The organism is Pseudomonas sp. NPDC087690 (assembly GCF_044743175.1).
Lineage (GTDB): Bacteria > Pseudomonadota > Gammaproteobacteria > Pseudomonadales > Pseudomonadaceae > Aquipseudomonas.
Genome location: NZ_JBIUVX010000032.1, coordinates 20,649 through 42,965 on the forward strand (window position 1 = coordinate 20,649; position 22,317 = coordinate 42,965).

Sequence of the window (22,317 nt, forward strand, 5' to 3'; positions counted from 1 at the left end):
TTACGCCCTACGCTCAAAGCCTAAAAGGTACAGTTGATGACGAACACGCGCCGTGCGGTATTCCTTGATCACCCTTCGCTGGATCTCGGCGATCTGGACCTCAGTCCGTTGCGTGATTGTTTCAGCGATCTGCAATTGTTCGCCCAGACCTTGCCCGAGCAAGTCGCCGAGCGTTTGCAAGGCGCCACCGTGGCGATCAGTAACAAGATCCTGATCGACGCCGCCGCCATGGCCGCCAACCCTGATCTGAAACTGATCCTGATCACCGCCACCGGTACCAACAACGTCGACCTCGCCGCCGCCCGCGCCCACGGCATTACCGTGTGCAACTGCCAGGGTTACGGCACGCCGTCGGTGGCGCAACACACGATCATGCTGCTGCTCAACCTCGCCACACGCCTGGCCGATTATCAAAAAGCTGTGGGTGAAGGCCGCTGGCAGCAGGCCAGACAGTTCTGCCTGCTCGACTATCCGATCGTTGAGCTGGAAGGCAAAACTCTCGGGCTGCTCGGTCATGGCGAACTCGGCGGTGCCGTGGCGCGACTGGCCGAGGCGTTCGGCATGCGCGTGTTGCTGGGGCAGATTCCCGGGCGCCCTGCTCGCCCGGATCGCTTGCCGCTGGAGGAGCTGCTGCCGCAAATCGATGCCCTCACCCTGCACTGCCCGCTCAACGAGCACACCCGCCACTTCATCGGCGCCCGCGAACTGGCCTCGATGAAACCCGGCGCCTTCGTGGTCAACACGGCACGCGGCGGGCTGATCGATGAGCAGGCGCTGGCCGATGCGTTGCGCAACGGCCACCTCGGTGGCGCCGCGACAGATGTGTTGAGCGTCGAGCCGCCAACCAATGGCAATCCGCTGCTGGCCGCGGACATCCCGCGCCTCATTGTCACGCCGCACAACGCCTGGGGCAGTCGCGAAGCACGCCAGCGTATCGTTGGCCAATTGACCGAAAACGCCCAGGCATATTTCAGCGGTAAGGCGCTGCGGGTCGTCAGTTGATAAACTGCGGCACTTTTTTTGAGGAGCAGTTATGGATCCGCGCAGTGAAGTACTGCTTCGTCAGCCCGAGTTGTTCCAGGGTTCGTTGTTGCTGGCCGGTTTGCCTGCCGATGATTTGCTCGGCCGTCTGCCCGACGCGTTCGGCTGGTGCTGGCATGCCGGCGATCAAGCCGCGCTGGACGCCCGTTTCGAAGGCCGCAGCCATTTCGGCGTGAACGTGCCGGAGCGTGAGTTCGACAGCGCCGTGGTGTTCCTGCCCAAGTCCAAGGACCTGACCGATTACATCCTCAACGCGGTGGCATCGCGTCTGGCCGGTCGCGAAGTGTTTCTGGTCGGCGAAAAACGCAGCGGCATCGAAGGCGCGTCCAAGCAGCTCAACCCATTCGGCAAGCCGCGCAAGCTCGACAGCGCGCGTCATTGCCAGCTGTGGCAAGTGACGGTGGCCAATGCCCCGGAAGCGAAATCCCTGGAAAGTCTGGCGCAGACCTATGAATTGCCGCTGGCTGAAGGCCCGTTGAAGGTCATCAGCCTGCCGGGCGTGTTCAGCCACGGTCGACTGGATCGCGGCAGCGCCCTGCTGCTGGAGCATCTGGACAAGTTGCCGAGCGGTCACCTGCTCGACTTCGGTTGCGGCGCTGGCGTGCTGGGTGCTGCGGTGAAACGTCGCTATCCGCACAACCAGGTCACATTGCTCGATGTGGATGCCTTCGCCGCTGCCAGCAGTCGCCTCACCCTGGCTGCCAATGGTCTGGAAGCCGACGTGCTGACCGGTGACGGTATCGATGCTGCGCCGATGGGTTTGAATGCGATTCTGAGCAACCCGCCGTTTCATGTCGGCGTGCACACCGATTATTTCGCTACGGAAAACTTGCTGCGAAAAGCAGCCAAACATCTGAAAAACGGCGGCGAACTGCGCTTGGTGGCGAACAGCTTCCTCAAGTATCAACCGCTGATCGAGGAGCATCTTGGCGTGTGTGCGATCAAGGCTGAAGGCAATGGTTTCCGCATTTACCGGGCCAAGCGCGGCTGAAAATTTGTTCTTGCCCAAACGGATTTGCCTAGGCAGAATCCGCTCCGTCCTAGGGGAGTAGTCTCCCACGAGCGCCAAGCTCGTCCGGCATACGTCAACATACTTGATCCTCAGATCATGGCGTATGCGACCCAAGCGTCCGCAGCAGACGGATCGCAGGGTTTGACTCGGGACTCGTTCCCACCGCAATCGTTGCCTTGGCCGAAATCGGCGACAAGACGCAACTGCTCGCGCTGATTCTCGCCGCTCGCTTCCGCAAACCCTGGCCGATCATTGCCGGCATTGTCGCTGCGACCCTGGCCAACCACGCAGCAGCCGGTGCGGTAGGCGCCTGGTTCGGCAGTTTCTTTTCGAATGCGACGCTGCACTGGATCCTCGCCGCGAGCTTCACGGCAACAGCGCTGTGGACGTTGGTTCCGGACAAAATGGACGACGATGAAACCAGCACTGCGCGCAAGTTCGGGCCGTTCCTGACCACGCTGATTGCGTTCTTCCTGGCGGAAATGGGTGACAAGACTCAGGTCGCCACGGTGATGCTCGCCGCGCAATACCCGGATCTGTGGCTGGTGATTATCGGTACGACAGCGGGCATGTTGATTGCCAACGTGCCGGTGGTTCTGGCGGGTAATTTCGCTGCGGACAAATTGCCGCTAACGCTGATCCGTCGCCTCGCGGCTTCGGCATTCATGATTCTGGCGATCGTTGCGGTGTACAAGGCGATGCAGAGCAGTGGCTGGGTTTAACCCTGAGAGAAAGATCGTTCCCACGCTCCGCGTGGGAACGCAGCCGGGGAGGTTCTGCGTCCCCGCCTGGAACGCGGAGCGTCCCTTGAGGCATTCCCACGCAGAGCGTGAGAACGATCACCGACTCAGGACTTCGGGGCTTGTTCGTACAGCGGCATAACCTTCGGAATCGCTGCCTGCAACGCAGCAGTGCGACTATTTGAAGACGGGTGAGTACTGAGGAATTCCGGCGGAGCACCTTCGCTGGCCTTGCTCATTTTCTCCCACAGCGTAATGGCCGCATTGGGGTTGTAACCGGCCCGGGCGGCGAGCTCCAGACCGATCAGGTCAGCCTCGTTTTCATTGGTGCGGCTGTTAGGCAGCGTCATCAACAGATTCACACCATTGTTTCCCACCTCCACCAAGGCGGGTGGCGCACCCGCCGCTATCGCCATCTGTTGCGCCATTTGCACGCCATAAGACTTCGACAAGGCCTCGCGACCATGCTCGCGCAAGGCATGGGCAATTTCATGGCCCATTACCGCAGCCGTCTCATCGTCGGTCAGTTGCAGTTTGTCGAGCAGACCGGTGTAAACGATGATCTTGCCGCCAGGACCACAGTTGGCATTGAGCTCATCGCTCTTGATCAGATTGACTTCCCATTTCCATTGCGCAGAATCCGGCCTGAACGTCGGCGCCTGGGCAATCAATCGATCGGCGATCGCCTGAATGCGTTTCGCATCGGCGCTGGTTTTGTCGAGCACATTCTTGCTGCTCGCATCACCCAGGGTCTGCTGGTAGTCCTGGGCATACGCTTGATTGACCTGCTCGCTCGACACCAGACTGAACATCCGCTGCTGACGAACCACCCCCACCTCACCGGCACTGGTGGTGTTCACCGTCTCACAACCGTTGAGCAACAGCACCGAGCCCAGTACACCCGCTATCAGCGACTTGTTCATCCCATCACTCCTGATATCCGCACTCTGCGACAGGCAGACTGTAGTAGGAAAAAATTCATACTGAACTGACTGCCTTGCCGGACAAAGGTTCTGCACCTGTCTGAATGCGACACGGACACATCCAAAACGGTCAATTCAGCCCCTTTTGCTCATGTCCATTAGCCCCCCTGCCGATACATCACCGCAGACGTCCTCTTGCGTGCGGAGCTCCCATGAAGTTCAAGTCGATCCAGTTTTCCGTCGCCGCCCTGGCCGGCGCCATCGTCCTCAGCGTGGTCGCCGCGCTGGTGCTGTACGCGCTGTTTTCCGGCGCGCGTACGCAAGAGATGGTGCAACAGCGCACCCAGGCGCAGTTCGAGCAGGTCATCGAACAGCGCCTGACCTCGCTGGCGCAAACCCAGGTCAGCCAGATCCAGCGCGAGCTCGAAGCGCCGCTGCTGATTGCCGGCGGGCTGGTGCGGGTCAACGCCCTGCTTGGCATGCCGGATGCCGACGGCCAGCCGCGCCTGAGCGTCAGCCGCGAACAACTGATCAGCCTGATCAAAGAGAACGTCGAAAAGAACCCGAAGATTCTCGGCACCTATATCGGTTGGGAAAAAAACGCACTGGATCACAATGACGCGGCCTACGTCGGCACCAGCGTAGTCGGTATCGATGCGGCCAACGGGCGCTTCCTGCCGTGGTGGTTCCGCAATGATGATGGCACCCTCGGTCTGGACAAGCTGGTCGACGTCGACGATCAGAAAACCCTGTCCACCGGCGTGCGCGCCAGCGAGTACTACCTGTGCTCGAAGGAAACCAGAAAAGCCTGCGTGATCGATCCGGCGCCTTACAAAGTCGGCGACAAGATCGTCATGCTCGCCTCGTTCATTGAACCGATCATGCTCAACGGCACGTTCCAGGGCATTGTCGGCGCCGACCTGTCGGTGAACTTCATTCAGGAAATGCTCCTCGCCGCCAACCAGAAACTCTATGGCGGCGCCGGACAAATGGCCCTGATCGGCGGCAACAGCCGCATCGTGGCCTACACTCAGGACCCGAGCAAATTCGGCGAGAAAGTCAGCGACATCCTCGACGCCGAACAGACGGCCAACATGGCCAATCTCAAGCGCGGTGAAGTGACTTACTCGGTCAACAAGGACAAGGGCCGCATCGAGTTGTACCTGCCGTTCGGCATCGGCCAGACCGACGCGCGCTGGACATTGATGCTGCAATTGCCTTTGAACGCGGTAATGGCGGATTTGCAAAAGCTGCAGGGCGATCTGGATACCCAGCGCAAGTCCGACACGTTCGGCATGGCCATGGTCGGTCTGCTCATTGCCGGCCTCGGCTTGCTGGTGATCTGGCTGGTTGGCCACGGCATCGCCAGACCGCTGAAACAGATGGTCGCGATGCTCAATGACATCGCTCAGGGCGAAGGTGATCTGACCCGACGCCTGAGCAGTGATCGCAGCGACGAACTCGGCTCGATCGCCAAAGGTTTCAACACGTTCCTGGCCAAGTTGCAGGCGATGATCACCCAGGTGGTGACATCGGTGCAGAGCGTCAGCGATTCCTCGGAACACACTGCCGACATTGCAATTCGCACCAACATCGGCATCCAGAAACAAATGGCCGAAATCGATCAGGTCGCCACGGCAGTGCAGGAAATGACCGCCACCGCGCAGGACGTGGCGCGCAACGCGACGCAGGCTGCACAAGCGGCGAGCCATGCCGATCAGGCGGCGAGTCAGGGCATGCAGATCGTCCGCGACACGTCGAACTCGATTGGCGTGCTGGCGGTGGAAATCGGCAAAGCAGTGGAAGTGGTGCAGACGCTGGCCAAGGACAGCGAAAACATCAACGCCATTCTCACGGCGATTCGCGGGATTGCCGAGCAGACCAACCTGCTGGCGCTGAACGCAGCGATCGAAGCGGCGCGTGCCGGCGAGCAAGGTCGCGGTTTTGCCGTGGTGGCCGACGAGGTGCGCAATCTGGCGCAGAAAACCCAAAAAGCCACCGAAGAAATCCAGAGCATGATCCAGCAACTGCAACAGGGTACCCGCGATGTCGTGCGGGTCATGGAAGACAGCCAGAACCGCACTGATGAAAGCGTGCAACACGCGGCGAAAGCGGCGGAGGCGCTGGAGACGATCACGCAGGCGGTGTCGGTGATCAACGACATGAACACGCAGATTGCCAGTGCGGCGGAAGAGCAGAGCGCGGTGGCCGATGACATCAATCGCAATGTGATCAACATTGGGCAAGTGGCCAATGAAGTCGCGGGCGGTGCGGATGAGTCGAGTTCGGCGAGTGCTGATTTAACCAAGCTGGCAGAGCAGCAGCGGCGGTTGATCAATCAGTTCAAGGTTTGAGGTGAAGACACCCTCACCCCAGCCCTCTCCCGGAGGGAGAGGGGGCCGACCGAGTTGTCTCCCGTCATACATCGACCTGAAATAACCAGTCGATTATGGATTCAAAGCAGAGCGTTCAAGTCGGTGTATTCCCTCAATATCCCCCAATCAGTCCCCTCTCCCTCCGGGCGGTCCGACGTTTCGGGAGGGCTAGGGTGAGGGGCTTTTGACCTTCAGGCTTTAACCCGGAGTCAAACACTCCGGCCCGTTGAGCTTCGGATCATTGATCAGATTCGCCAGCACTCGCTCGCGCAACGCCGCCGGTTCACTCGCCAGCAAGCCCTGCAACACATGCAGCGGCGTCTCGGGATCGAGCCACGACGCCTGCCCCGCCTCATCGAGAATCAACGGCCGGCGCTGACTCGACGCCGGCTGAGTAATCACCGCCGTACTCAACCACACCTGTTCCTGCACCGGATACGCCTCCCAGATCGCCGCAAAAAACAGCGAAGCGCCCTCCCCCGGCGTCAGCCAGTACGGCCGCTTGCGCTGCGTTCCGCGCCATTCGTAGAAACCATTCGCCGGTAGCAGGCAGCGGCGCTGGCGCAGCGCCTCACGAAACATCGGCTGCTCGGCCACGGTTTCCGCACGGGCATGCGCCGGGGTCTTCGACAGATCGGTCAGCCACGGCGGCGTCAGCCCCCAGCGGGCGCGGGCCAACGTGCGCTCACCGGCTTCACCGGCACGCAGCATCAACACCGAATCATTGGGGGAAATGTTCCACTGCGCCTGCTGATCGGCGGGAAAACCTGGCAGGGCCGCAAAATCGCGGTTCCAGCGAAACAGGGCATAACGTCCACACATGGGGCAACACGACTCTGAAGTAAAACGAAGCTCAGCCTAACAGACCAGCGTCCCGGGGAAGCTCTCCGGTTCATCGCCGGGCAGCGGCAGCGCGGCATTGTACGCGGTGATCAGCTCGCGGGCGTATTCGGCCTGGTCGTTCTCGACGGACAGTCCCAGCAGACCGAAAATCGGTAACTCGCCCGTGCCACCGAGCAAATCGCGGCCGATCAAGTGCGCTTCTATGCCTTCACTGGCGAGCATGCCCTTGAGCATTTCACCTTCCATCAGGTTTTCCGGCTCGTAGATTCGCTGCATGGGCGCGCCTCACTCGTTTTCGCTGAAGACTTCCAGAAACCAGTCCTCTCCGTGGACCTGCAAGACAAACGTGATTGGCCGGCAACACACCTGACAGTCTTCGATATAGGTCTGATCCCCGCCGGACAAGTCCACCGTCGTCTCAACAACCTCCCCACAATAAGGACAATCATACTGAGCAGTTTCCAGCATCGCGGTCTCCCAAGTGACTTGTGCGTATAATCGCCGGTCTATTTGCAGGGCTATTTTTGTCTGGCTACTTTTTCAGACCGTGCCCCGCGGGTTTTCGATCAAAACCTTTACTTACCCTAGCCGTTTCCAACAAGAGAGCATGATGGGCGAATTCGATGCCATCCGACCTTACGACGACAGCGAAGTACCTGTGGTACTGGCACGACTGCTCGGCGTCAAGGCGTTTCTAGATATCCTCACCCACTTCCGCTTCCCGCGTTTTGCCGGTGCTTTCGGCTGGATGCTCAAACCACTTATAGCCCATCGGCTGCGTCGTGAGTTCGCCGACGTGACATCGGTGGCGACGCTGCAGGACAAGGTCGAGTCCTACGTCGACCACACCATCGAGCGCGCCACTGACGGCGTGACCTACACCGGTGTCGAACAATTCAAGTCCGGCAGCGCCTATCTGTTCATCGCCAACCACCGCGACATCGTGATGGATCCGGCCTTCGTCAACTACGCCGTGTACCACGCCGGCCTGCCGACGCCGCGCATCGCGATTGGCGACAACCTGCTGCAGAAGCCGTTTGTCAGCGACCTGATGCGCCTGAACAAGAGCTTCATCGTTCATCGCTCGATCACCGGTCGTCGCGAGAAAATGGCTGCGTATCAACTGTTGTCGGCGTACATCAACCATTCGATCCGCAACGATTGCGCGTCGATCTGGATCGCTCAGGCTGAAGGCCGGGCGAAGGATGGCGACGACCGCACCGAGTCGGCGATCCTCAAGATGTTCCACATGAGCCGCAAGGACGAGCCGTTCGGCGAAGTCATTCGCTCGCTGAACGTCACCCCGGTGTCGATCAGCTACGAATACGACCCGTGCGACCAGGCCAAGGCTCGCGAGTTGTACATCCGCGCCACCACCGGCACCTACGCGAAAGCGCCGGGCGAGGATGACGTGAGCATTGCCAAGGGCATCACCGGCTACAAGGGCCGGGTGCACGTGAATTTCGCTGCGCCGATCACCGAGCTGTTCGAAGACACCAAGCAATTGGCGGTCGAAATGGACAAGCAGATTCTCGGCGGTTACCGGTTGTTCCCGGTGCATTACCTGGCGTATGCGCAGTGGGCCGATGCCGATCCGCAGTTGAATGTGCCGAAAGCTGCCGAGGTGTTCCCGGCGGATGAGTTGGCCAAGGCGCAGGAAGAATGGCAGAGCCGACTGGATGCTTGCCCTGCAGAGCATCGTCCGTATCTAGTGCTGCAATATGCGACGCCGGTGCGCAATCAGTACCGCGTGAAGGCTGGGTTGCCGCTTTAAATTTTCAGAGCAAGAGCAAAAGATCGCAGCCTTCGGCAGCTCCTACAGTGGATTCATGCAGGAGCTGCCGAAGGCTGCGATCTTTTGCTTTTAGTAACGCGTGCTGATCCACGAAACGATCAGGGCCAGAGCGAGACAGGCGAAACCGAAACGATAGAAAAACCGGTTCATGCGCAGCGTCGCCCAATCCAGCAACGGCTCGGCATTTGGCTGTGCCTGGCGCTGGGCAGCGATGCTGGCCATCGCGCGCTGCTCACGACGACGGGTCGCGTGCAGCAGCCAACTGCCGGGAAACGCCAGGAGCAGCGCCAGCAGGTTGATCAATTTGGCGGGATGGGCGGTAAACAGCGTCATCAAGTGCAGCGACATCACAGACCTCTATCTAAACCGGTATGGCAGACGCCAGATCGACGACCGCGGCGCGGATTCTACCGAAACCCGAGTGCCCTGCCCCAGCCTTTGCGACAAATTACATGACAATCGACCGATGGCTGTCCCATGTCACGGCATCGTCATGTGGATACACCAAGATGCGCGCCTCGAAACGCACATGGAACGCGACATGCTTCACGCTGAAAACCAGGATCGCCTTTATCTCATTACCCCTTACGACGAACAGCAAAGCCTCGTCGGCAGCCTCGCCTTCAATGTTCAGGATCGCCATTGGCTGGTGTATTGCGCGCTGGGCGGGCATCAACATGCCGATTTACCCGAGACCGACCTGCTGACCGGCGTCAGCGTCCTCGACTTCTATTCTCAGGCTGCCTGAAAAAGCAAAAGCACCCTCACCCTAGCCCTCTCCCGGAGGGAGAGGGAACCGACCGAGTTGTTTGGTCGAGGTCCATCGACCTGAAACATCCAGCCGAACTCCGGTTCTGAAAAGCCCCCGATCGGCTCCCTTCCCCCTCGCCCCCTTGGGGAGAGGGCTGGGGTGAGGGGGATCGATTTCCCATACGCCACAAGTCCCGAACCTGACACCCACAAAAAAGCCCGAAACCATCACTGGCCCCGGGCTTTTTCACATCCGCCGAAAACTTACTCAGCCAAAACCTGACCCACGGTCGGATCCTTGAACAGACGCGTCAGCGCATCACTCAACACATCGCTGACCAGTTTGGTGTTGGTTTCCTGGTTCGGCGCCATGCCGAAACGCTGGTCCAGCGACGCGCCGTAACGGCCGCTGTAACGGCGGTTGGCGTTCTGCACGTCGGAGCGGAACGTCGCGCCGATGGTCGCCTCGGTTACGTACATGCCTTCTTTCGGCGACTGATACTTCAGCTCGGCCAGGGTCACGGTCAGCTGTGGCGCGTTCGGCGCGTTGTTGGTCGGGGTAAAACCGAGCAGACGCACGGCGGCTTCAGCCTGAGCCTGCAGCTTCGGCAGGATCTGCTCGCGCTGCACGGTGATGGCGCTGGTTTCCGGGTACAGACCGCCACGGGTACCGAGGGTTGGCGACGGGCGACCGTCAACCACACGCACCACGACTGGCTGGCCACGGCCGACCGCTGGCAGCTGGGTGGTCAGCTTCGGCTCCGGGCTCAGTTGTTGCGGGCTGTGGGCGCAGCCGGCCAGGGTCAAACCGGCCACAGTGATCAAACCGAACAACAGGCGTTGCAACATGCTCTTCTCTCCAGAATCAGGCACAAACAGGCCGGCAGTATAGCGGTGGGCCACTGCGGGTAACCAGCGCCCGGCAGCGAATACTGAAATGTCTGACAAACCCCGTTGAAGGCGGTTCCTGTCACAGATTGTTCACCGGCCATACACGTTCGCGTCACGGCGTGTTGCCAACCTTCACACAAGTCCTCCAGCAAGGTACTCAGCCATGCGTTATCTGATCTCGTTGTTCGCTCCACGCCCGCTGCATCGCAGCTTTGCCCTGCTCGACCGCAACGGCCATTGCCAGGCATTCAAGCAGTGCAGCCTGCAACCGATGGGCGACGGTTGGGTGGAAATCGAAGAAATCCGCCTCAACTGGTTACACCAGCCATTGCCCGCCAGCGCCCGCGTCATAGCGTCGCAGCCTCGCGCACGGGTGCAAGCGATGTTGAGCATCTGACCGGATGCCTAATAAAAGTCATTAAACACGAGCAACACCGCGCATTTCTTCGATACAATCTCCCCCCGATTATAAGGACGTCTCCTGATCGGGCCCCGCAACAGCGTCAATGCGCATGCATCGACACCCAAAATCGCCCACAGAGAGCCGCCCACACAGATCGAGTGAAGTTGGCGCGCTTGCCTGTTCTTCCGGCAAAAACCCGCTTTTCGCGAATCTGCAGAGCTGTCATGACGCTCGGCCACCGCGTTGTTTTGCCTTTGCGGGCAAGGTGCCAGGCCTGGACAGCCCTTTTTTGAGGTTCACGTCTTCAAAAGAGCGTGAAAAAAACGGGTTTTCACAACTTCACAAGAGTGTGGCGAGCAAATGAAAAGTTTTGCGTCTGAACATGCACCATTAGCGTCTGAAACAGCCCAACGACACAGGACCGGGTATACCTCGAATATCGGAGCCTGAAGCCTGTCCGCTACGGATTTGGTTGCACAAAAACGGATGTCTCGACCATAAGTCGAATTGCCAGCTGCGTGCTGAAATGAGTTCATGGAGCTCTTGAAAGCCAAGCCGCATACATCCGTCGAAGTTGCGAAAAATTGCGAAGATTCGGACATGGCGAACCTGACCACGGATAGCCCGGACACTACTGACCTGTCCCGGAACGCCTGGCAGCCATGCCGACAATTTGGTGCTGCAGATTTTGGAGACGCGTTAAATGGCGCATAACGAAGCAGTCGACGTAGTTCTGGTTGGGGCCGGCATCATGAGTGCCACCCTTGCCGTGCTGCTCAAAGAGCTCGACCCCGCGATCAAGCTGGAAGTCGTCGAGCTGATGGATTCCGGTGCCGCCGAGAGTTCCAATCCCTGGAACAACGCCGGTACCGGCCACGCCGGCCTGTGCGAGCTGAACTACACGCCGCAAGCCGCCGATGGCACCGTCGACATCAAGAAAGCCGTGCACATCAACACCCAGTTCGAGGTGTCGAAGCAGTTCTGGTCGTACCTGACCAAGCAAGGCACGTTCGGCTCGTGCAAATCCTTCATCAGCCCGGTGCCGCACCTGAGTTTCGTCCAGGGTGACAGCGGCGTGTCTTTCCTCAAATCGCGCTTCGACGTGTTGAGCAAGCACCACGCCTTCGCTGACATGGAGTACACCGAAGACAAGGCCAAGATGGCCGAGTGGATGCCGTTGATGATGCCGGGCCGCTCGCCGGACGAAGTCCTCGCCGCGACCCGCGTGATGAACGGTACCGACGTCAACTTCGGCGCCCTGACCAATCAGTTGCTCAAGCACCTGACCAGCGCCCCGGACACTCAAGTCAAATACTGCAAGCGCGTGACCGGCCTCAAGCGTAACGGCAGCGGCTGGACCGTCAGCATCAAGGACGTCAACAACGGCAACACCCGTGAAGTCGACGCGAAGTTCGTCTTCCTCGGCGCCGGTGGCGCGGCCCTGCCGTTGCTGCAGGCCTCGGGCATCGAAGAAAGCAAAGGTTTCGGCGGCTTCCCGATTAGCGGCCAGTGGCTGCGTTGCGATAATCCGGAAGTGGTCAAGCAGCACCAGGCCAAGGTTTACAGCCAGGCCGCTGTAGGTTCGCCACCGATGTCGGTGCCGCACCTCGACACCCGCGTGGTCGATGGCAAGAAGTCCCTGCTGTTCGGACCATACGCCGGTTTCACCACCAAGTTCCTCAAGCACGGCTCCTTCATGGACCTGCCGCTGTCGGTTCGCGCCGGCAACATCGGGCCGATGCTGGCGGTAGCGAAAAACAACATGGACCTGACCAAGTACCTGGTCAGCGAAGTGATGCAGTCGATGGAACAGCGTCTGGATTCCCTGCGCCGTTTCTACCCGGAAGCGAAAGCCGAAGACTGGCGCCTGGAAGTGGCCGGCCAACGGGTACAGATCATCAAGAAAGACCCGAAAAAGGGCGGCATCCTGCAGTTCGGTACGGAACTGGTGTCGGCCAAGGACGGTTCCCTTGCCGCACTGCTTGGCGCTTCGCCGGGTGCGTCGGTGACCGTTTCGATCATGCTGGAACTGATCGAGAAGTGCTTTCCGGCCAAGGCCAAGGGTGAGTGGGCTGGCAAACTGGCCGAGATCTTCCCGGCCCGTGAAAAAGTGCTGGAAACCGATGCTGCGTTGTATCGCAAGATCAACACGCAGAACAACATCGCGCTGGAGCTGGTTGAAGAAAGCAGCGAGACCCCAAGCTACGCTTGATCTTGCCGCATAAAAAACGCCCCGATCGGGGCGTTTTTTTATGCCTGTCAAAAGCAAAAGATCGCAGCCTTCGGCAGCTCCTACATGGGATGTGTATTTATCCTGTAGGAGCTGCCGAAGGCTGCGATCTTTTGATCTTAACTGCGGGACTTTTCAATCAGCTCGATGTATTCCGGGGCGTTGCGCTGATCGGCGATCAGCTCAACGAAAGTCTTGCCCTGCTCGTCCTTGCCATCGACGTCGTAGCCAGCTGCAACGAAGAAACCCAGAAAGCGCTCGAAGTCATCGATGCGCAAACCACGGTAAGCCTTGATCAGTTTGTGCAGCGACGGCGAAGTGGCGTCGACCGGTTCAAAATCGAGGAACAGCTTGATCTGCTCATCGCCGATCTCGTCACCAATCACTTGTTTCTTATCTTTACGCATTGCCGACTCCAGCTCGCAGACATTACACGGGGCGGGCAGTTTACCCCTGCCCGACCGCCAGGCTCAACGCGAACGCACCGCCCCGGTGTGCAAATCGGCCCAGATGTGGCCGTTGGCGTAACTGAGGAACTGCACATACACGGTGTCATTGCGCAGCAGATCGATGATCACGCGGTATTGGGCCTGTGGATAAAACAACGTCAGGGTTTTGCTCTTGTCGTCGTAGATCGGCTTTTTCAGGCTTTTGCTCTCGCCGTCGAAATTGACCAGCACCTGAGTAATGCTCGCGCCTTTGTTCAGGGACTTGCCCTTGAGGCGAATCATCAATGGCGAGGTGACCGGAATCGGCTGCTGATTGGACTGGCGTTGCGCGCCCACCACTACGGAATAGTCGGTGACCTGCATGAGTTGCTGCTGCTCAGGCTCGGCATCGCGCAGGGTCAGATCGTCCGGCGGCAGGAACTGGCTGTGCATCGGCGCGGCGGACAGCGGCAGGCTGACGGCCAGCAACAGGGCGGCAAAGCTGCGGATCAAGAGGCGCATGACAGGCTCCGGAGGGCGGGGCCGAGCACTCTAGCATGGGTATCATGCAAACAAATGTAGGAGTGAGCCTGCTCGCGATAGCGGTCTGTCAGCAACGTAGATGTTGACTGATACGACGCTATCGCGAGCAGGCTCACTCCTACGGGCATGGTGCAGGGTTCTTACATGCCTTTAACGGCAAAGATCCCGTTGGCGTTACGCCAGTAGCCTTTGTAGTCCATGCCGTAACCGAAGATGTAGCGGTCGATGCACGGCAGGCCGACGAAATCGGCTTTCAGGTCAGGACGCGCCTTGCGGTCGTGATCCTTGTCGATCAGCACGGCGGTGTGCACTTTGCGCGCGCCGGCGTGTTTGCAGAAGTCGATGATCGCGCCGAGGGTGTGACCTTCATCGAGAATGTCGTCGATGATCAGCACGTCGCGGTCGATGAACGAAACTTCCGGCTTGGCTTTCCAGAACAGGTCGCCGCCGCTGGTTTCGTTGCGATAACGAGTCGCGTGCAGGTAGGACGCTTCCAGCGGGAAGTGCAGATGGGTCAGCAGCTTGCCGGAGAAGATCAGGCCGCCGTTCATCACGCAGAACACCACCGGGTTGCTGTCAGCCAGTTGTTCGTTGATTTGTGCACCGACACGGGCGATGGCCGCCTCGACTTCAGCTTCGGTGTACAGGCAGTCAGCCTCTCGCATGATTTGACGGATATGCTCGAGATCAGCGGACATGGCGCTCTCCAGGGGGGGATGTTTTCGGAAAAGCGGGCAAAGGTACGCATCCATTGAGGCCGAATCAAGCCTTTATGGACTAACGTACAGAATGTCCTATAGGACATCACCCTCGGATAGATTAATCTAGGCCGGTTTTTTTGCCCGCCGCCGGAGTTTTTCCATGCCCATCCTCGAGATCCGCCATCCGCTGATCCGTCATAAACTCGGCCTGATGCGCCGCGCCGATATCAGCACCAAGAACTTCCGTGAGCTCGCTCAGGAAGTCGGCGCCCTGTTGACCTATGAAGCTACAAAAGATTTGCCGCTGGAGTCCTACGATATTGCAGGCTGGTGCGGCACCGTGTCGGTCGAGAAGATCGCCGGCAAGAAGATCACCGTCGTGCCGATCCTGCGCGCCGGCATCGGCATGCTTGAAGGCGTGTTGAGCCTGATCCCGGGTGCAAAAGTCTCCGCTGTGGGCGTCGCCCGCAACGAAGAAACCCTGCAAGCGCACACTTATCTGGAAAAGCTGGTTCCGGAAATCGACGAACGGTTGGCGATGATCATCGACCCGATGCTCGCCACCGGCAGCTCGATGGTTGCGACCATTGATCTGTTGAAGAAAGCCGGCTGCAAAGACATCCGCGCCATGGTGCTGGTTGCCGCGCCGGAAGGTATTGCAGCAGTCGAAAAAGCTCACCCGGACGTGACCATCTACACCGCGTCCATCGATGAGCGCTTGAACGAGCACGGTTACATCATCCCTGGACTTGGCGACGCCGGTGACAAGATCTTCGGCACCAAGCAGAAGGACGCGTAACCATGCAGCAAGAGTTCAACGATCCGCTCTGGCGCACGGTGCTGTCCGGCGCCCAGATGCTGTTCGTGGCTTTCGGCGCCTTGGTGCTGATGCCGCTGATCACGGGCCTGGACCCGAACGTGGCACTGTTTACCGCAGGTCTGGGAACGATCCTGTTCCAGATCGTCACCGGGCGTCAGGTGCCGGTGTTTCTGGCGTCGAGCTTCGCTTTCATCACCCCGATCATTCTCGCCAAGGGCCAGTTCGGCCTCGCCGCGACCATGGGCGGCGTGATGGCGGCCGGTTTCGTCTACACCTTCCTCGGCCTTGCCGTGAAGATCAAAGGCACGGGCTTCATTGACCGTTTGCTGCCGCCAGTGGTGATTGGTCCGGTGATCATTTCCATCGGTCTGGCCATGGCGCCGATTGCCGCGAACATGGCGATGGGCAAGGCTGGCGACGGTTCGGAACTGATCCACTACCAGACCGCAATGATGATCTCGATGCCGGCACTGCTGACCACGTTGATCGTGGCGGTGTTCGGCAAAGGCATCTTCCGTCTGGTGCCGATCATTTCCGGTGTGCTGGTCGGTTTTGCCATGGCGTTCTATTTCGGCGTGGTCGACACAGCGAAGATTGCCGCAGCGCCATGGTTTGCGATTCCGCATTTCACCGCGCCGGAGTTCAACTGGCAGGCGATTCTGTTCATCGTTCCGGTGGCTTTGGCCCCGGCCATTGAACACATCGGCGGCGTGATTGCTGTGGGTAGCGTGACCGGTCGCGATTACCTGAAGAAACCGGGCCTGCATCGCACCCTGCTCGGTGACGGCATTGCCACCACCGCAGCCGGTCTGTTCGGTGGCCCGCCGAACACCACCTACGCCGAAGTGACTGGCGCCGTGATGCTGACCAAGAACTACAACCCGAAAATCATGACGTGGGCGGCGATTTTCGCCATCAGCCTGGCGTTCATCGGCAAATTCGGCGCGCTGCTGCAGAGCATTCCGGTACCGGTGATGGGCGGGATTCTGTGTCTGTTGTTCGGTTCGATCGCGGCGGTGGGCATGAACACCCTGATCCGTCACAAGATCGATCTGGGCGAAGCGCGCAATCTGGTGATTGTTTCGGTGACGTTGGTATTCGGGATTGGCGGTGTGCTGGTCGGCACTGGCACCGGTCCGGACGACTTCGGCCTCAAAGGCATCGCGCTGTGCGCGGTGGTGGCGATTGCGCTGAACCTGATTCTGCCAGGCAATGACGGCTGGAAAAACAAGAAGGCGGATGAGCCACTGATCTGAACCTTTAGATCTTCATCGCCTGACAGATAGCTATCGCGAGCAGGCTCACTCCTACAAGGTCAACGCAATACCTGTAGGAGTGAGCCTGCTCGCGATTCGCTTTCAGAGCGCCAGTGGTGCTCTTTCGCAGAGGGTCGCCAAGGCTTTCGCCCAGTGCGTGTCATCATTCAGGCACGGCACCAGTACCAACTCCTCGCCCCCCGCTTCGCGGAACTGTTCCTTGCCGCGATCACCAATCTCTTCCAGCGTCTCGATGCAATCGGCGACAAACGCCGGGCACATCACCAGAATTTTCTTCACGCCGCTTTTCGCCAGTTCGTCCAGGCGCGCTTCGGTGTACGGCTCGATCCACTTCGCCCGCCCCAGACGCGACTGAAACGACACCGACCATTTGCCATCAGGCAGGCCCATGCGCTGAGCAAACAACGCCGCTGTACGCAGGCATTGCGCGCGATAACAGGTCGCCATGACCGCAGGAGAGGCGTTCTTGCAGCAGTCGTCATTCTTGAAGCAATGATTGCCGGTCGGATCGAGTTTGGTCAGATGCCGTTCCGGCAATCCATGGAAGCTCAGCAGCAAGTGATCGTAATCCTGCTGCAAATGCGGCCTGGCGCTTTCGACCAGCGCGTCGAGGTATTCCGGCTGATCGTAGAAGGGTTGCAGCACTGACAATTTCACATCGAGCTTTTTCTCGCGGATCACCCGCTTGGCTTCCTCGATCACTGTGGTCGTGGTGCTGTCAGCGAACTGTGGATACAGCGGCGCCAGCGTGATGCGCTTGTGCCCCGCCGCGACCAGTTTCAGCAGGCCGGTTTCAATCGACGGCTCACCGTATCGCATCGCCAGCTCTACCGGCCCCTGCTTCCATTGCGCCTTCATCTGCTGTTGCAGGCGACGGCTGAGCACCACCAGCGGCGAACCCTCCTCCCACCAAATCGAGGCGTAGGCATGGGCCGATTGTTCCGGACGCTTGATCAGGATCAGCGACACCAGCAGACGCCGCACCGGCCATGGCAGGTCGATCACGTACGGGTCCATCAGGAATTGATTGAGGTAGCTGCGTACATCGGCCACCGAAGTGGAGGCCGGGGAACCCAGGTTGACCAGAAGCAAGGCGTGATCGGTCATGCAACGTCCTATTTCAGAGGCGGCTGGAAAGATCGTCCAGAGCCGCGCGTAAATCCGTGAACTGGAAAGTGAAACCCGCTTCCAGCAAGCGTGCTGGCAAGGCCTTCTGGCCACCGAGCAACAACAAAGACATCTCGCCGAGGCCGACCTTCAGCGCCAGGGTCGGCATCGGCATGAACGCCGGGCGGTGCAGAACGCTGCCCAGCGTCTTGGCAAATTCGCGATTGCGCACAGGTTGCGGCGCGCAGGCATTATAAGGACCACTGGCCTGATCGCGGTGCAGAAGAAAATCAATCAGGGCGATTTGATCGTCGATATGAATCCACGGCATCCACTGCCGCCCATTGCCCAAAGGCCCGCCGAGCCCGAGTTTGAACGGCAGCAACAGCCGCGACAAAAAGCCGCCCTCGGCCGACAGCACCAGACCGGTTCGCACCAGCACCACACGGATGCCTTGTGCCTCGGCACGCTGTGCGGTTTCCTCCCAGGCAATGCACAACTGGCTGGCGAAATCGTCGATCACCGGCGGTGAATCTTCCGTCAACTCGCGTTCACCACCGTCGCCATACCAGCCGATCGCCGAACCGGAAATCAGCAATGCCGGTTTCTGCGCGCGGGTTTCGAGCCACGCCAACAATGTTTCCGTCAGCTTGATGCGGCTGCTCCACAACAACGCCTTGCGGCGATGGGTCCACGGCCGATCGGCAATCGGCGCGCCGGCCAGATTGATGATCGCGTCCACAGGCTCCTCGCCGAGGTCTTCCAGGCGCGCGATGCCACGCACCTGCGCGCCGCAGATCTTCGCGACCTTCTCCGGTTTACGGCTCCACACCGTCAGGCGATGGCCCTGCTGCGACCAGTGTCGGCAGAGCTGACGTCCGATCAAACCAGTACCGCCGGTCAGCAATATGTGCATGACATCTTCCTCGCGTGGCGTTTTACCCTGATCACTAGTCTATTTTTATAAACAGGGATCTTTTCTATCGGGCAGGCTCTATTGTTTAACCATAGGCCAAGCTGTCAGAACGAGAACGCTAGAAGTTATACCAAAAAACAAAATTGTACAGGTTTCATCCACGGCGTAGTCTGTACAGAAAGGTAAACGAGGCCCCTATGACTGTACCTATCGCAATCATCGGCACCGGCATCGCCGGACTCTCCGCCGCCCAGGCTCTGACAGAGACCGGGCATACCGTTCAATTATTCGACAAAAGTCGCGGCAGCGGCGGGCGCATGTCGAGCAAGCGCAGCGACGCTGGCTCACTGGACATGGGTGCGCAATATTTCACCGCACGTGACCGCCGCTTCGTCACCGAAGTGCAGCGCTGGCAAAGCCAGGGCTGGGTCGCCGAGTGGACGCCGCAGCTCTATACCTGCCAGGGTGGCCAACTGAACCTGTCGCCGGACGAACAGACCCGCTGGGTTGGTGCGCCGCGCATGAGCGCCATCACCCGTGGTTTGCTCGACGGTCTGGAAGTGCATTTCGCCTGCCGGATTACCGAGGTTTTTCGCGGTGAAGAACACTGGCATTTGCAAGACGCCGAAGGCTTCACCCACGGCCCGTTCAGCCACGTGGTGATTGCCACGCCGGCACCGCAAGCGACCGCGCTATTGGCCGCTGCACCGAAACTCGCCGGCGCCGCTGCGGGGGTGAAGATGGATCCGACCTGGGCCGTCGCCCTCGCCTTCGACACGCCACTGGATACGCCAATTGAAGGCTGCTTTGTGCAGGACAGTCCGCTCGACTGGCTGGCGCGCAACCGCAGCAAACCGGGGCGCGACAACACCCTCGACACCTGGGTATTGCATGCCACCAGTGCGTGGAGTCGGCAACACATCGATTTGTCCAAGGAAGCAGTGATCGAGCAACTGCACGGCGCCTTTGCCGAGTTGCTGCACAGCGCCATGCCCGCGCCGACCTTCAGCCTCGCCCACCGCTGGCTCTATGCTCGCCCTGCGACAGGTCACGAATGGGGCACCTTGGCCGATGCCGATCTGGGCCTGTATGCCTGCGGCGACTGGTGTCTTTCTGGCCGCGTCGAAGGGGCCTGGCTGAGCGGTCAGGAGGCTGCACGTCGCTTGCATGAGCACCTGCAGTGAAGCGCATCAATCCGCAAAAATTGCTGCTGTCGAAATGGACAGCAGCCCATCCGCAGAACCGTGAAAAACACTTTCTGGTGACCGAGTTGTTCCGTGATGAGGAAGGCACGGTGCTGGAAGTCGAGTTGCAGGCGGTGTTGACCAAACGCGTTGAACGCTTCGATTGGCAAGTCCTCAAGAACAACGATCACTGGCTATTGGGCTGGCAATAAAGCCCCCTGTAGGAGTGAGCCTGCTCGCGATAGCGGGGGACCATTCAACATTTTTATTGAATGACATACCGCTATCGCGAGCAGGCTCACTCCTACAGGAATCGCATCAACCGGAAAAAGTTATACAAATAATTTGACTTGTACACCCATGAATCTATGCTGAGCAAAGTTGTACAGAGATTTACCTATGTACAGGTATGGATTCGAGGTGCTCATGTCTGATCCTTGTGTAGCCAAGCCAAAAATCGCCATCAGCGCCTGCTTGCTGGGCGCGGAGGTGCGCTACAACGGTGGACACAAGGAATCGCGCCTGTGCAGCCGCACCCTCACCGAGCATTTCGATTTTGTCCCGGTGTGTCCGGAGGTCGCAATCGGCTTGGGCATTCCTCGCGAACCGATCCGCCTCGTCGGTGATCCAGAACATCCTGAAGCCATCGGCACGGTAAACCCGGCGATCAACGTCACCCGGCCATTGGCCGAATATGGCGAGAAAATGGCCGCTGAACTCGATGACATCTGCGGCTACATCTTCATGCAGCAATCGCCGTCCTGCGGCCTGGAACGGGTCAAGGTCTACCACGCCAACGGCGCCCCGGTGAACGGCGGCGGGCGCGGGATTTACGCCCAGGCGTTTTGCGCCCGACACCCGGATCTGCCCGTGGAAGAAGCCGGGCGCCTCAACGATCCAGTGCTGCGCGAGAACTTCATCACCCGCGTGTTCGCCTACAGCGAATGGCAACAAGTCATCGCTCGAGGCTTGAGCCGCCGCACGCTCACCGAATTCCATTCGCGCTACAAATACTTGCTGATGGCGCACAACCCGCTGCAATACAAGGCGCTGGGCAAACTGCTCGGCAACATGGCCGACACCGATCCCGTCGAACTGGGCCCGCGCTATTTCAGCGAACTGATGGCGGCGCTGAAAAAATGCGCCACCCGTGGCACGCACTGCAACGTGCTGCTGCACATCAGCGGTTATCTGAAACAAGTGATCAGCGCCGAAGACAAACAGGAAATGGTTCACGTCATCAGCCAATACCGCCTCGGCATCGTGCCCTTGGTGGTGCCGTTGACGCTGCTCAAGCATCACTTTCGCCTCCATCCGGACCCGTACATCGCGCAACAGGTTTACCTGCAACCGCACCCGGAAAACCTCAGTCTGCGAAACGCCATCTAATGAACGACAAACTCGATACCAGCGCTCAGGAAGACCTTGGCGCTGATTTTAAAAAAGCCCTCGACGAGGGCTGGCTGCCGATTCGCGAAGTCGCCCGGCAAACCGGCGTCAATGCGATCACCCTGCGTGCGTGGGAACGCCGCTATGGGCTGGTCGTGCCACAACGCACCCCCAAAGGTCACCGGCTGTATTCGGCCGAACATGTGCAGCGAATTCTGACGATCCTTACCTGGCTCAACCGTGGCGTGGCAGTCAGCCAGGTCAAACCACTGCTCGACACGCCACAGGCGTTCAGCGAATCAGTGGAAAACGACTGGCAGCGCTTGCGCCAGACACTGCTGGCGGCCGTTACGCAACTCAGTGAACGCAGCCTCGACGACAGCGTCAATCAAGCCATGGCGCTCTACCCGCCACGCACGCTGTGCGAGCAATTGCTCATGCCGTTGCTGACGGAACTGGAGCAGCGCTGGCAGGGCCAATTCGGTGCACAGATGGAACGCGTGTTTTTTTATTCGTGGCTGCGCAGCAAATTTGGCGCACGCATCTACCATAACAACCGTCAGTTGCATGCTGCGCCCTTGCTGTTGATCAATCATTCCGACCTGCCACTGGAACCTCATCTGTGGCTATGCGCGTGGCTGATCAGCAGCTCCGATTGCCCGGTGCAGGTGTTTGACTGGCCGCTACCGGTGGGAGAACTGGCGCTGACAGCAGAACACCTGCAAGCGCGTGGCGTACTGCTGTATTCCAGCAAAGCCATGAACCTTGCGCAGTTGCCGAAACTATTGAACGGAGTGAGTTGCCCGAAATTACTGGTCGGACCAACGGTATGCATCCACCACGCCGAGTTGTCCGTAAAAACTTCCGAGATCGCTGATTTGTACCTGGCTGAAGACCCGCTTTCAGCGCACCAGGCACTCGTTCAGCGTGGGCTGATTTAATGGACGCA

25 protein-coding genes, 1 pseudogene and 1 riboswitch are annotated in these 22,317 nt (G+C 59.4%); of the genes and pseudogenes, 15 read left to right on the forward strand and 11 right to left on the reverse strand.

The window, feature by feature from the left end; genetic code table 11:
* Nucleotides 1-36: 36 nt before the first annotated feature.
* From ACIPIZ_RS22715 to ACIPIZ_RS22725, 3 genes are all read left to right on the forward strand, one after another.
* The gene (locus tag ACIPIZ_RS22715; RefSeq protein ID WP_064392888.1) at nt 37-1,002 is read left to right on the forward strand and encodes a 2-hydroxyacid dehydrogenase; all 966 of its coding nucleotides are present in this window, start codon (nt 37-39) and stop codon (nt 1,000-1,002) included.
* Nucleotides 1,003-1,033: 31 nt separating this feature from the next.
* Complete coding sequence (locus ACIPIZ_RS22720) at nt 1,034-2,032, forward strand: methyltransferase (protein WP_401167579.1); 999 nt, start codon at nt 1,034-1,036, stop codon at nt 2,030-2,032.
* 40 nt (nt 2,033-2,072) lie between these two features.
* Nucleotides 2,073-2,195, forward strand: a riboswitch (yybP-ykoY riboswitch).
* A complete protein-coding gene (locus ACIPIZ_RS22725) occupies nt 2,185-2,775 on the forward strand; it encodes a TMEM165/GDT1 family protein (protein WP_401167612.1) in 591 nt (196 codons plus the stop codon). Its footprint overlaps the riboswitch before it by 11 nt.
* Before the next feature lie 125 nt (nt 2,776-2,900).
* Here ACIPIZ_RS22725 and ACIPIZ_RS22730 read toward each other — a convergent pair whose 3' ends face one another.
* The gene (locus ACIPIZ_RS22730; protein WP_105708790.1) at nt 2,901-3,716 is read right to left on the reverse strand and encodes a M48 family metallopeptidase; all 816 of its coding nucleotides are present in this window, start codon (nt 3,714-3,716) and stop codon (nt 2,901-2,903) included.
* A 1,301-nt stretch (nt 3,717-5,017) separates the two neighbouring features.
* Here ACIPIZ_RS22730 and ACIPIZ_RS22735 point away from each other — a divergent pair.
* Both ACIPIZ_RS22735 and ACIPIZ_RS22740 read left to right on the forward strand, forming a co-directional pair.
* Nucleotides 5,018-5,215 (forward strand): annotated as a pseudogene (locus tag ACIPIZ_RS22735) (HAMP domain-containing protein); the annotation flags it as partial.
* Nucleotides 5,216-5,326: 111 nt separating this feature from the next.
* Nucleotides 5,327-6,070 (forward strand): methyl-accepting chemotaxis protein, encoded by a 744-nt coding sequence (locus ACIPIZ_RS22740; protein ID WP_401167615.1) that lies wholly within the window; start codon nt 5,327-5,329, stop codon nt 6,068-6,070.
* 219 nt (nt 6,071-6,289) lie between these two features.
* Here ACIPIZ_RS22740 and ACIPIZ_RS22745 read toward each other — a convergent pair whose 3' ends face one another.
* The 3 genes from ACIPIZ_RS22745 to ACIPIZ_RS22755 are packed head-to-tail and all read right to left on the reverse strand — an operon-like array spanning nt 6,290 to nt 7,402.
* Nucleotides 6,290-6,913 (reverse strand): SOS response-associated peptidase, encoded by a 624-nt coding sequence (locus ACIPIZ_RS22745; protein WP_401167582.1) that lies wholly within the window; start codon nt 6,911-6,913, stop codon nt 6,290-6,292.
* Nucleotides 6,914-6,949: 36 nt separating this feature from the next.
* Complete coding sequence (locus ACIPIZ_RS22750) at nt 6,950-7,210, reverse strand: putative signal transducing protein (protein ID WP_105708787.1); 261 nt, start codon at nt 7,208-7,210, stop codon at nt 6,950-6,952.
* Between the two features lie 9 nt (nt 7,211-7,219).
* Nucleotides 7,220-7,402: a CPXCG motif-containing cysteine-rich protein gene (locus ACIPIZ_RS22755; protein WP_064392893.1), complete on the reverse strand. Its 183-nt coding sequence runs from the start codon at nt 7,400-7,402 to the stop codon at nt 7,220-7,222.
* Nucleotides 7,403-7,544: 142 nt separating this feature from the next.
* On the opposite strand from ACIPIZ_RS22755, the gene ACIPIZ_RS22760 reads away from it, so the two are divergent.
* The gene (locus ACIPIZ_RS22760; RefSeq protein ID WP_401167585.1) at nt 7,545-8,708 is read left to right on the forward strand and encodes a 1-acyl-sn-glycerol-3-phosphate acyltransferase; all 1,164 of its coding nucleotides are present in this window, start codon (nt 7,545-7,547) and stop codon (nt 8,706-8,708) included.
* A gap of 90 nt (nt 8,709-8,798) precedes the next feature.
* On the opposite strand, the gene ACIPIZ_RS22765 is transcribed toward ACIPIZ_RS22760, so the two are convergent.
* Nucleotides 8,799-9,077 carry a hypothetical protein gene (locus ACIPIZ_RS22765; protein ID WP_105708786.1) on the reverse strand — a complete coding sequence of 93 codons (279 nt, stop codon included), beginning with the start codon at nt 9,075-9,077 and terminating at the stop codon, nt 8,799-8,801.
* A gap of 193 nt (nt 9,078-9,270) precedes the next feature.
* Here ACIPIZ_RS22765 and ACIPIZ_RS22770 point away from each other — a divergent pair, with 193 nt between their 5' ends.
* Nucleotides 9,271-9,477 carry a hypothetical protein gene (locus ACIPIZ_RS22770; protein WP_008083982.1) on the forward strand — a complete coding sequence of 69 codons (207 nt, stop codon included), beginning with the start codon at nt 9,271-9,273 and terminating at the stop codon, nt 9,475-9,477.
* Between the two features lie 266 nt (nt 9,478-9,743).
* Here ACIPIZ_RS22770 and ACIPIZ_RS22775 read toward each other — a convergent pair whose 3' ends face one another.
* Nucleotides 9,744-10,328 carry a YajG family lipoprotein gene (locus ACIPIZ_RS22775; RefSeq protein WP_007912832.1) on the reverse strand — a complete coding sequence of 195 codons (585 nt, stop codon included), beginning with the start codon at nt 10,326-10,328 and terminating at the stop codon, nt 9,744-9,746.
* A 205-nt stretch (nt 10,329-10,533) separates the two neighbouring features.
* On the opposite strand from ACIPIZ_RS22775, the gene ACIPIZ_RS22780 reads away from it, so the two are divergent.
* Together ACIPIZ_RS22780 and mqo are read left to right on the forward strand one after the other, a co-directional pair.
* Nucleotides 10,534-10,767: a hypothetical protein gene (locus tag ACIPIZ_RS22780; RefSeq protein ID WP_007912834.1), complete on the forward strand. Its 234-nt coding sequence runs from the start codon at nt 10,534-10,536 to the stop codon at nt 10,765-10,767.
* Nucleotides 10,768-11,476: 709 nt separating this feature from the next.
* On the forward strand, nt 11,477-12,985 hold the full coding sequence (gene mqo / locus ACIPIZ_RS22785) for a malate dehydrogenase (quinone) (protein ID WP_105708785.1): 1,509 nt from the start codon (nt 11,477-11,479) through the stop codon (nt 12,983-12,985).
* 137 nt (nt 12,986-13,122) lie between these two features.
* Here mqo and ACIPIZ_RS22790 read toward each other — a convergent pair whose 3' ends face one another.
* From ACIPIZ_RS22790 to ACIPIZ_RS22800, 3 genes are all read right to left on the reverse strand, one after another.
* The gene (locus tag ACIPIZ_RS22790) at nt 13,123-13,410 is read right to left on the reverse strand and encodes a PA4642 family protein (RefSeq protein WP_150647970.1); all 288 of its coding nucleotides are present in this window, start codon (nt 13,408-13,410) and stop codon (nt 13,123-13,125) included.
* Nucleotides 13,411-13,473: 63 nt separating this feature from the next.
* Nucleotides 13,474-13,953 carry a hypothetical protein gene (locus tag ACIPIZ_RS22795; protein WP_064387624.1) on the reverse strand — a complete coding sequence of 160 codons (480 nt, stop codon included), beginning with the start codon at nt 13,951-13,953 and terminating at the stop codon, nt 13,474-13,476.
* 161 nt (nt 13,954-14,114) lie between these two features.
* Nucleotides 14,115-14,672 carry a hypoxanthine-guanine phosphoribosyltransferase gene (locus tag ACIPIZ_RS22800; RefSeq protein WP_064387625.1) on the reverse strand — a complete coding sequence of 186 codons (558 nt, stop codon included), beginning with the start codon at nt 14,670-14,672 and terminating at the stop codon, nt 14,115-14,117.
* 163 nt (nt 14,673-14,835) lie between these two features.
* On the opposite strand from ACIPIZ_RS22800, the gene upp reads away from it, so the two are divergent.
* Together upp and ACIPIZ_RS22810 are read left to right on the forward strand one after the other, a co-directional pair.
* A complete protein-coding gene (gene upp / locus ACIPIZ_RS22805) occupies nt 14,836-15,474 on the forward strand; it encodes a uracil phosphoribosyltransferase (protein WP_007912842.1) in 639 nt (212 codons plus the stop codon).
* Between the two features lie 2 nt (nt 15,475-15,476).
* Nucleotides 15,477-16,751 carry a uracil-xanthine permease family protein gene (locus tag ACIPIZ_RS22810; RefSeq protein ID WP_007912843.1) on the forward strand — a complete coding sequence of 425 codons (1,275 nt, stop codon included), beginning with the start codon at nt 15,477-15,479 and terminating at the stop codon, nt 16,749-16,751.
* Nucleotides 16,752-16,853: 102 nt separating this feature from the next.
* Here ACIPIZ_RS22810 and hemH read toward each other — a convergent pair whose 3' ends face one another.
* Nucleotides 16,854-17,879: a ferrochelatase gene (gene hemH / locus ACIPIZ_RS22815; protein ID WP_105708783.1), complete on the reverse strand. Its 1,026-nt coding sequence runs from the start codon at nt 17,877-17,879 to the stop codon at nt 16,854-16,856.
* A 13-nt stretch (nt 17,880-17,892) separates the two neighbouring features.
* Nucleotides 17,893-18,795, reverse strand: a complete 903-nt coding sequence (locus ACIPIZ_RS22820) for a TIGR01777 family oxidoreductase (RefSeq protein WP_064387628.1) — start codon at nt 18,793-18,795, stop codon at nt 17,893-17,895.
* Between the two features lie 197 nt (nt 18,796-18,992).
* On the opposite strand from ACIPIZ_RS22820, the gene ACIPIZ_RS22825 reads away from it, so the two are divergent.
* The 4 genes from ACIPIZ_RS22825 to ACIPIZ_RS22840 all read left to right on the forward strand — a co-directional run bounded on the left by ACIPIZ_RS22825 (nt 18,993) and on the right by ACIPIZ_RS22840 (nt 22,309).
* Nucleotides 18,993-19,979: an NAD(P)/FAD-dependent oxidoreductase gene (locus ACIPIZ_RS22825; protein ID WP_064387629.1), complete on the forward strand. Its 987-nt coding sequence runs from the start codon at nt 18,993-18,995 to the stop codon at nt 19,977-19,979.
* Nucleotides 19,976-20,191: a TIGR02450 family Trp-rich protein gene (locus tag ACIPIZ_RS22830; protein WP_064387630.1), complete on the forward strand. Its 216-nt coding sequence runs from the start codon at nt 19,976-19,978 to the stop codon at nt 20,189-20,191. Before ACIPIZ_RS22825 ends, ACIPIZ_RS22830 begins: the two co-directional genes overlap by 4 nt.
* 214 nt (nt 20,192-20,405) lie before the next feature.
* On the forward strand, nt 20,406-21,368 hold the full coding sequence (locus tag ACIPIZ_RS22835; protein WP_122663033.1) for a DUF523 and DUF1722 domain-containing protein: 963 nt from the start codon (nt 20,406-20,408) through the stop codon (nt 21,366-21,368).
* Nucleotides 21,368-22,309: a MerR family transcriptional regulator gene (locus tag ACIPIZ_RS22840; protein WP_105708779.1), complete on the forward strand. Its 942-nt coding sequence runs from the start codon at nt 21,368-21,370 to the stop codon at nt 22,307-22,309. Before ACIPIZ_RS22835 ends, ACIPIZ_RS22840 begins: the two co-directional genes overlap by 1 nt.
* Nucleotides 22,310-22,317 lie beyond the last annotated feature (8 nt).

Bases quoted from the DNA above. Each gene is read 5' to 3' on its own strand.
- ACIPIZ_RS22715 (WP_064392888.1), top strand. From the start codon at position 37: ATGACGAACACGCGCCGTGCGGTATTCCTTGATCACCCTTCGCTGGAT.
- ACIPIZ_RS22720 (WP_401167579.1), top strand. From the start codon at position 1,034: ATGGATCCGCGCAGTGAAGTACTGCTTCGTCAGCCCGAGTTGTTCCAG.
- ACIPIZ_RS22730 (WP_105708790.1), bottom strand. From the start codon at position 3,716: ATGAACAAGTCGCTGATAGCGGGTGTACTGGGCTCGGTGCTGTTGCTC.
- ACIPIZ_RS22740 (WP_401167615.1), top strand. From the start codon at position 5,327: ATGGCCGAAATCGATCAGGTCGCCACGGCAGTGCAGGAAATGACCGCC.
- ACIPIZ_RS22745 (WP_401167582.1), bottom strand. From the start codon at position 6,913: ATGTGTGGACGTTATGCCCTGTTTCGCTGGAACCGCGATTTTGCGGCC.
- ACIPIZ_RS22750 (WP_105708787.1), bottom strand. From the start codon at position 7,210: ATGCAGCGAATCTACGAGCCGGAAAACCTGATGGAAGGTGAAATGCTC.
- ACIPIZ_RS22755 (WP_064392893.1), bottom strand. From the start codon at position 7,402: ATGCTGGAAACTGCTCAGTATGATTGTCCTTATTGTGGGGAGGTTGTT.
- ACIPIZ_RS22760 (WP_401167585.1), top strand. From the start codon at position 7,545: ATGGGCGAATTCGATGCCATCCGACCTTACGACGACAGCGAAGTACCT.
- ACIPIZ_RS22765 (WP_105708786.1), bottom strand. From the start codon at position 9,077: ATGTCGCTGCACTTGATGACGCTGTTTACCGCCCATCCCGCCAAATTG.
- ACIPIZ_RS22770 (WP_008083982.1), top strand. From the start codon at position 9,271: ATGCTTCACGCTGAAAACCAGGATCGCCTTTATCTCATTACCCCTTAC.
- ACIPIZ_RS22775 (WP_007912832.1), bottom strand. From the start codon at position 10,328: ATGTTGCAACGCCTGTTGTTCGGTTTGATCACTGTGGCCGGTTTGACC.
- ACIPIZ_RS22780 (WP_007912834.1), top strand. From the start codon at position 10,534: ATGCGTTATCTGATCTCGTTGTTCGCTCCACGCCCGCTGCATCGCAGC.
- mqo (WP_105708785.1), top strand. From the start codon at position 11,477: ATGGCGCATAACGAAGCAGTCGACGTAGTTCTGGTTGGGGCCGGCATC.
- ACIPIZ_RS22790 (WP_150647970.1), bottom strand. From the start codon at position 13,410: ATGCGTAAAGATAAGAAACAAGTGATTGGTGACGAGATCGGCGATGAG.
- ACIPIZ_RS22795 (WP_064387624.1), bottom strand. From the start codon at position 13,953: ATGCGCCTCTTGATCCGCAGCTTTGCCGCCCTGTTGCTGGCCGTCAGC.
- ACIPIZ_RS22800 (WP_064387625.1), bottom strand. From the start codon at position 14,672: ATGTCCGCTGATCTCGAGCATATCCGTCAAATCATGCGAGAGGCTGAC.
- upp (WP_007912842.1), top strand. From the start codon at position 14,836: ATGCCCATCCTCGAGATCCGCCATCCGCTGATCCGTCATAAACTCGGC.
- ACIPIZ_RS22810 (WP_007912843.1), top strand. From the start codon at position 15,477: ATGCAGCAAGAGTTCAACGATCCGCTCTGGCGCACGGTGCTGTCCGGC.
- hemH (WP_105708783.1), bottom strand. From the start codon at position 17,879: ATGACCGATCACGCCTTGCTTCTGGTCAACCTGGGTTCCCCGGCCTCC.
- ACIPIZ_RS22820 (WP_064387628.1), bottom strand. From the start codon at position 18,795: ATGCACATATTGCTGACCGGCGGTACTGGTTTGATCGGACGTCAGCTC.
- ACIPIZ_RS22825 (WP_064387629.1), top strand. From the start codon at position 18,993: ATGACTGTACCTATCGCAATCATCGGCACCGGCATCGCCGGACTCTCC.
- ACIPIZ_RS22835 (WP_122663033.1), top strand. From the start codon at position 20,406: ATGTCTGATCCTTGTGTAGCCAAGCCAAAAATCGCCATCAGCGCCTGC.
- ACIPIZ_RS22840 (WP_105708779.1), top strand. From the start codon at position 21,368: ATGAACGACAAACTCGATACCAGCGCTCAGGAAGACCTTGGCGCTGAT.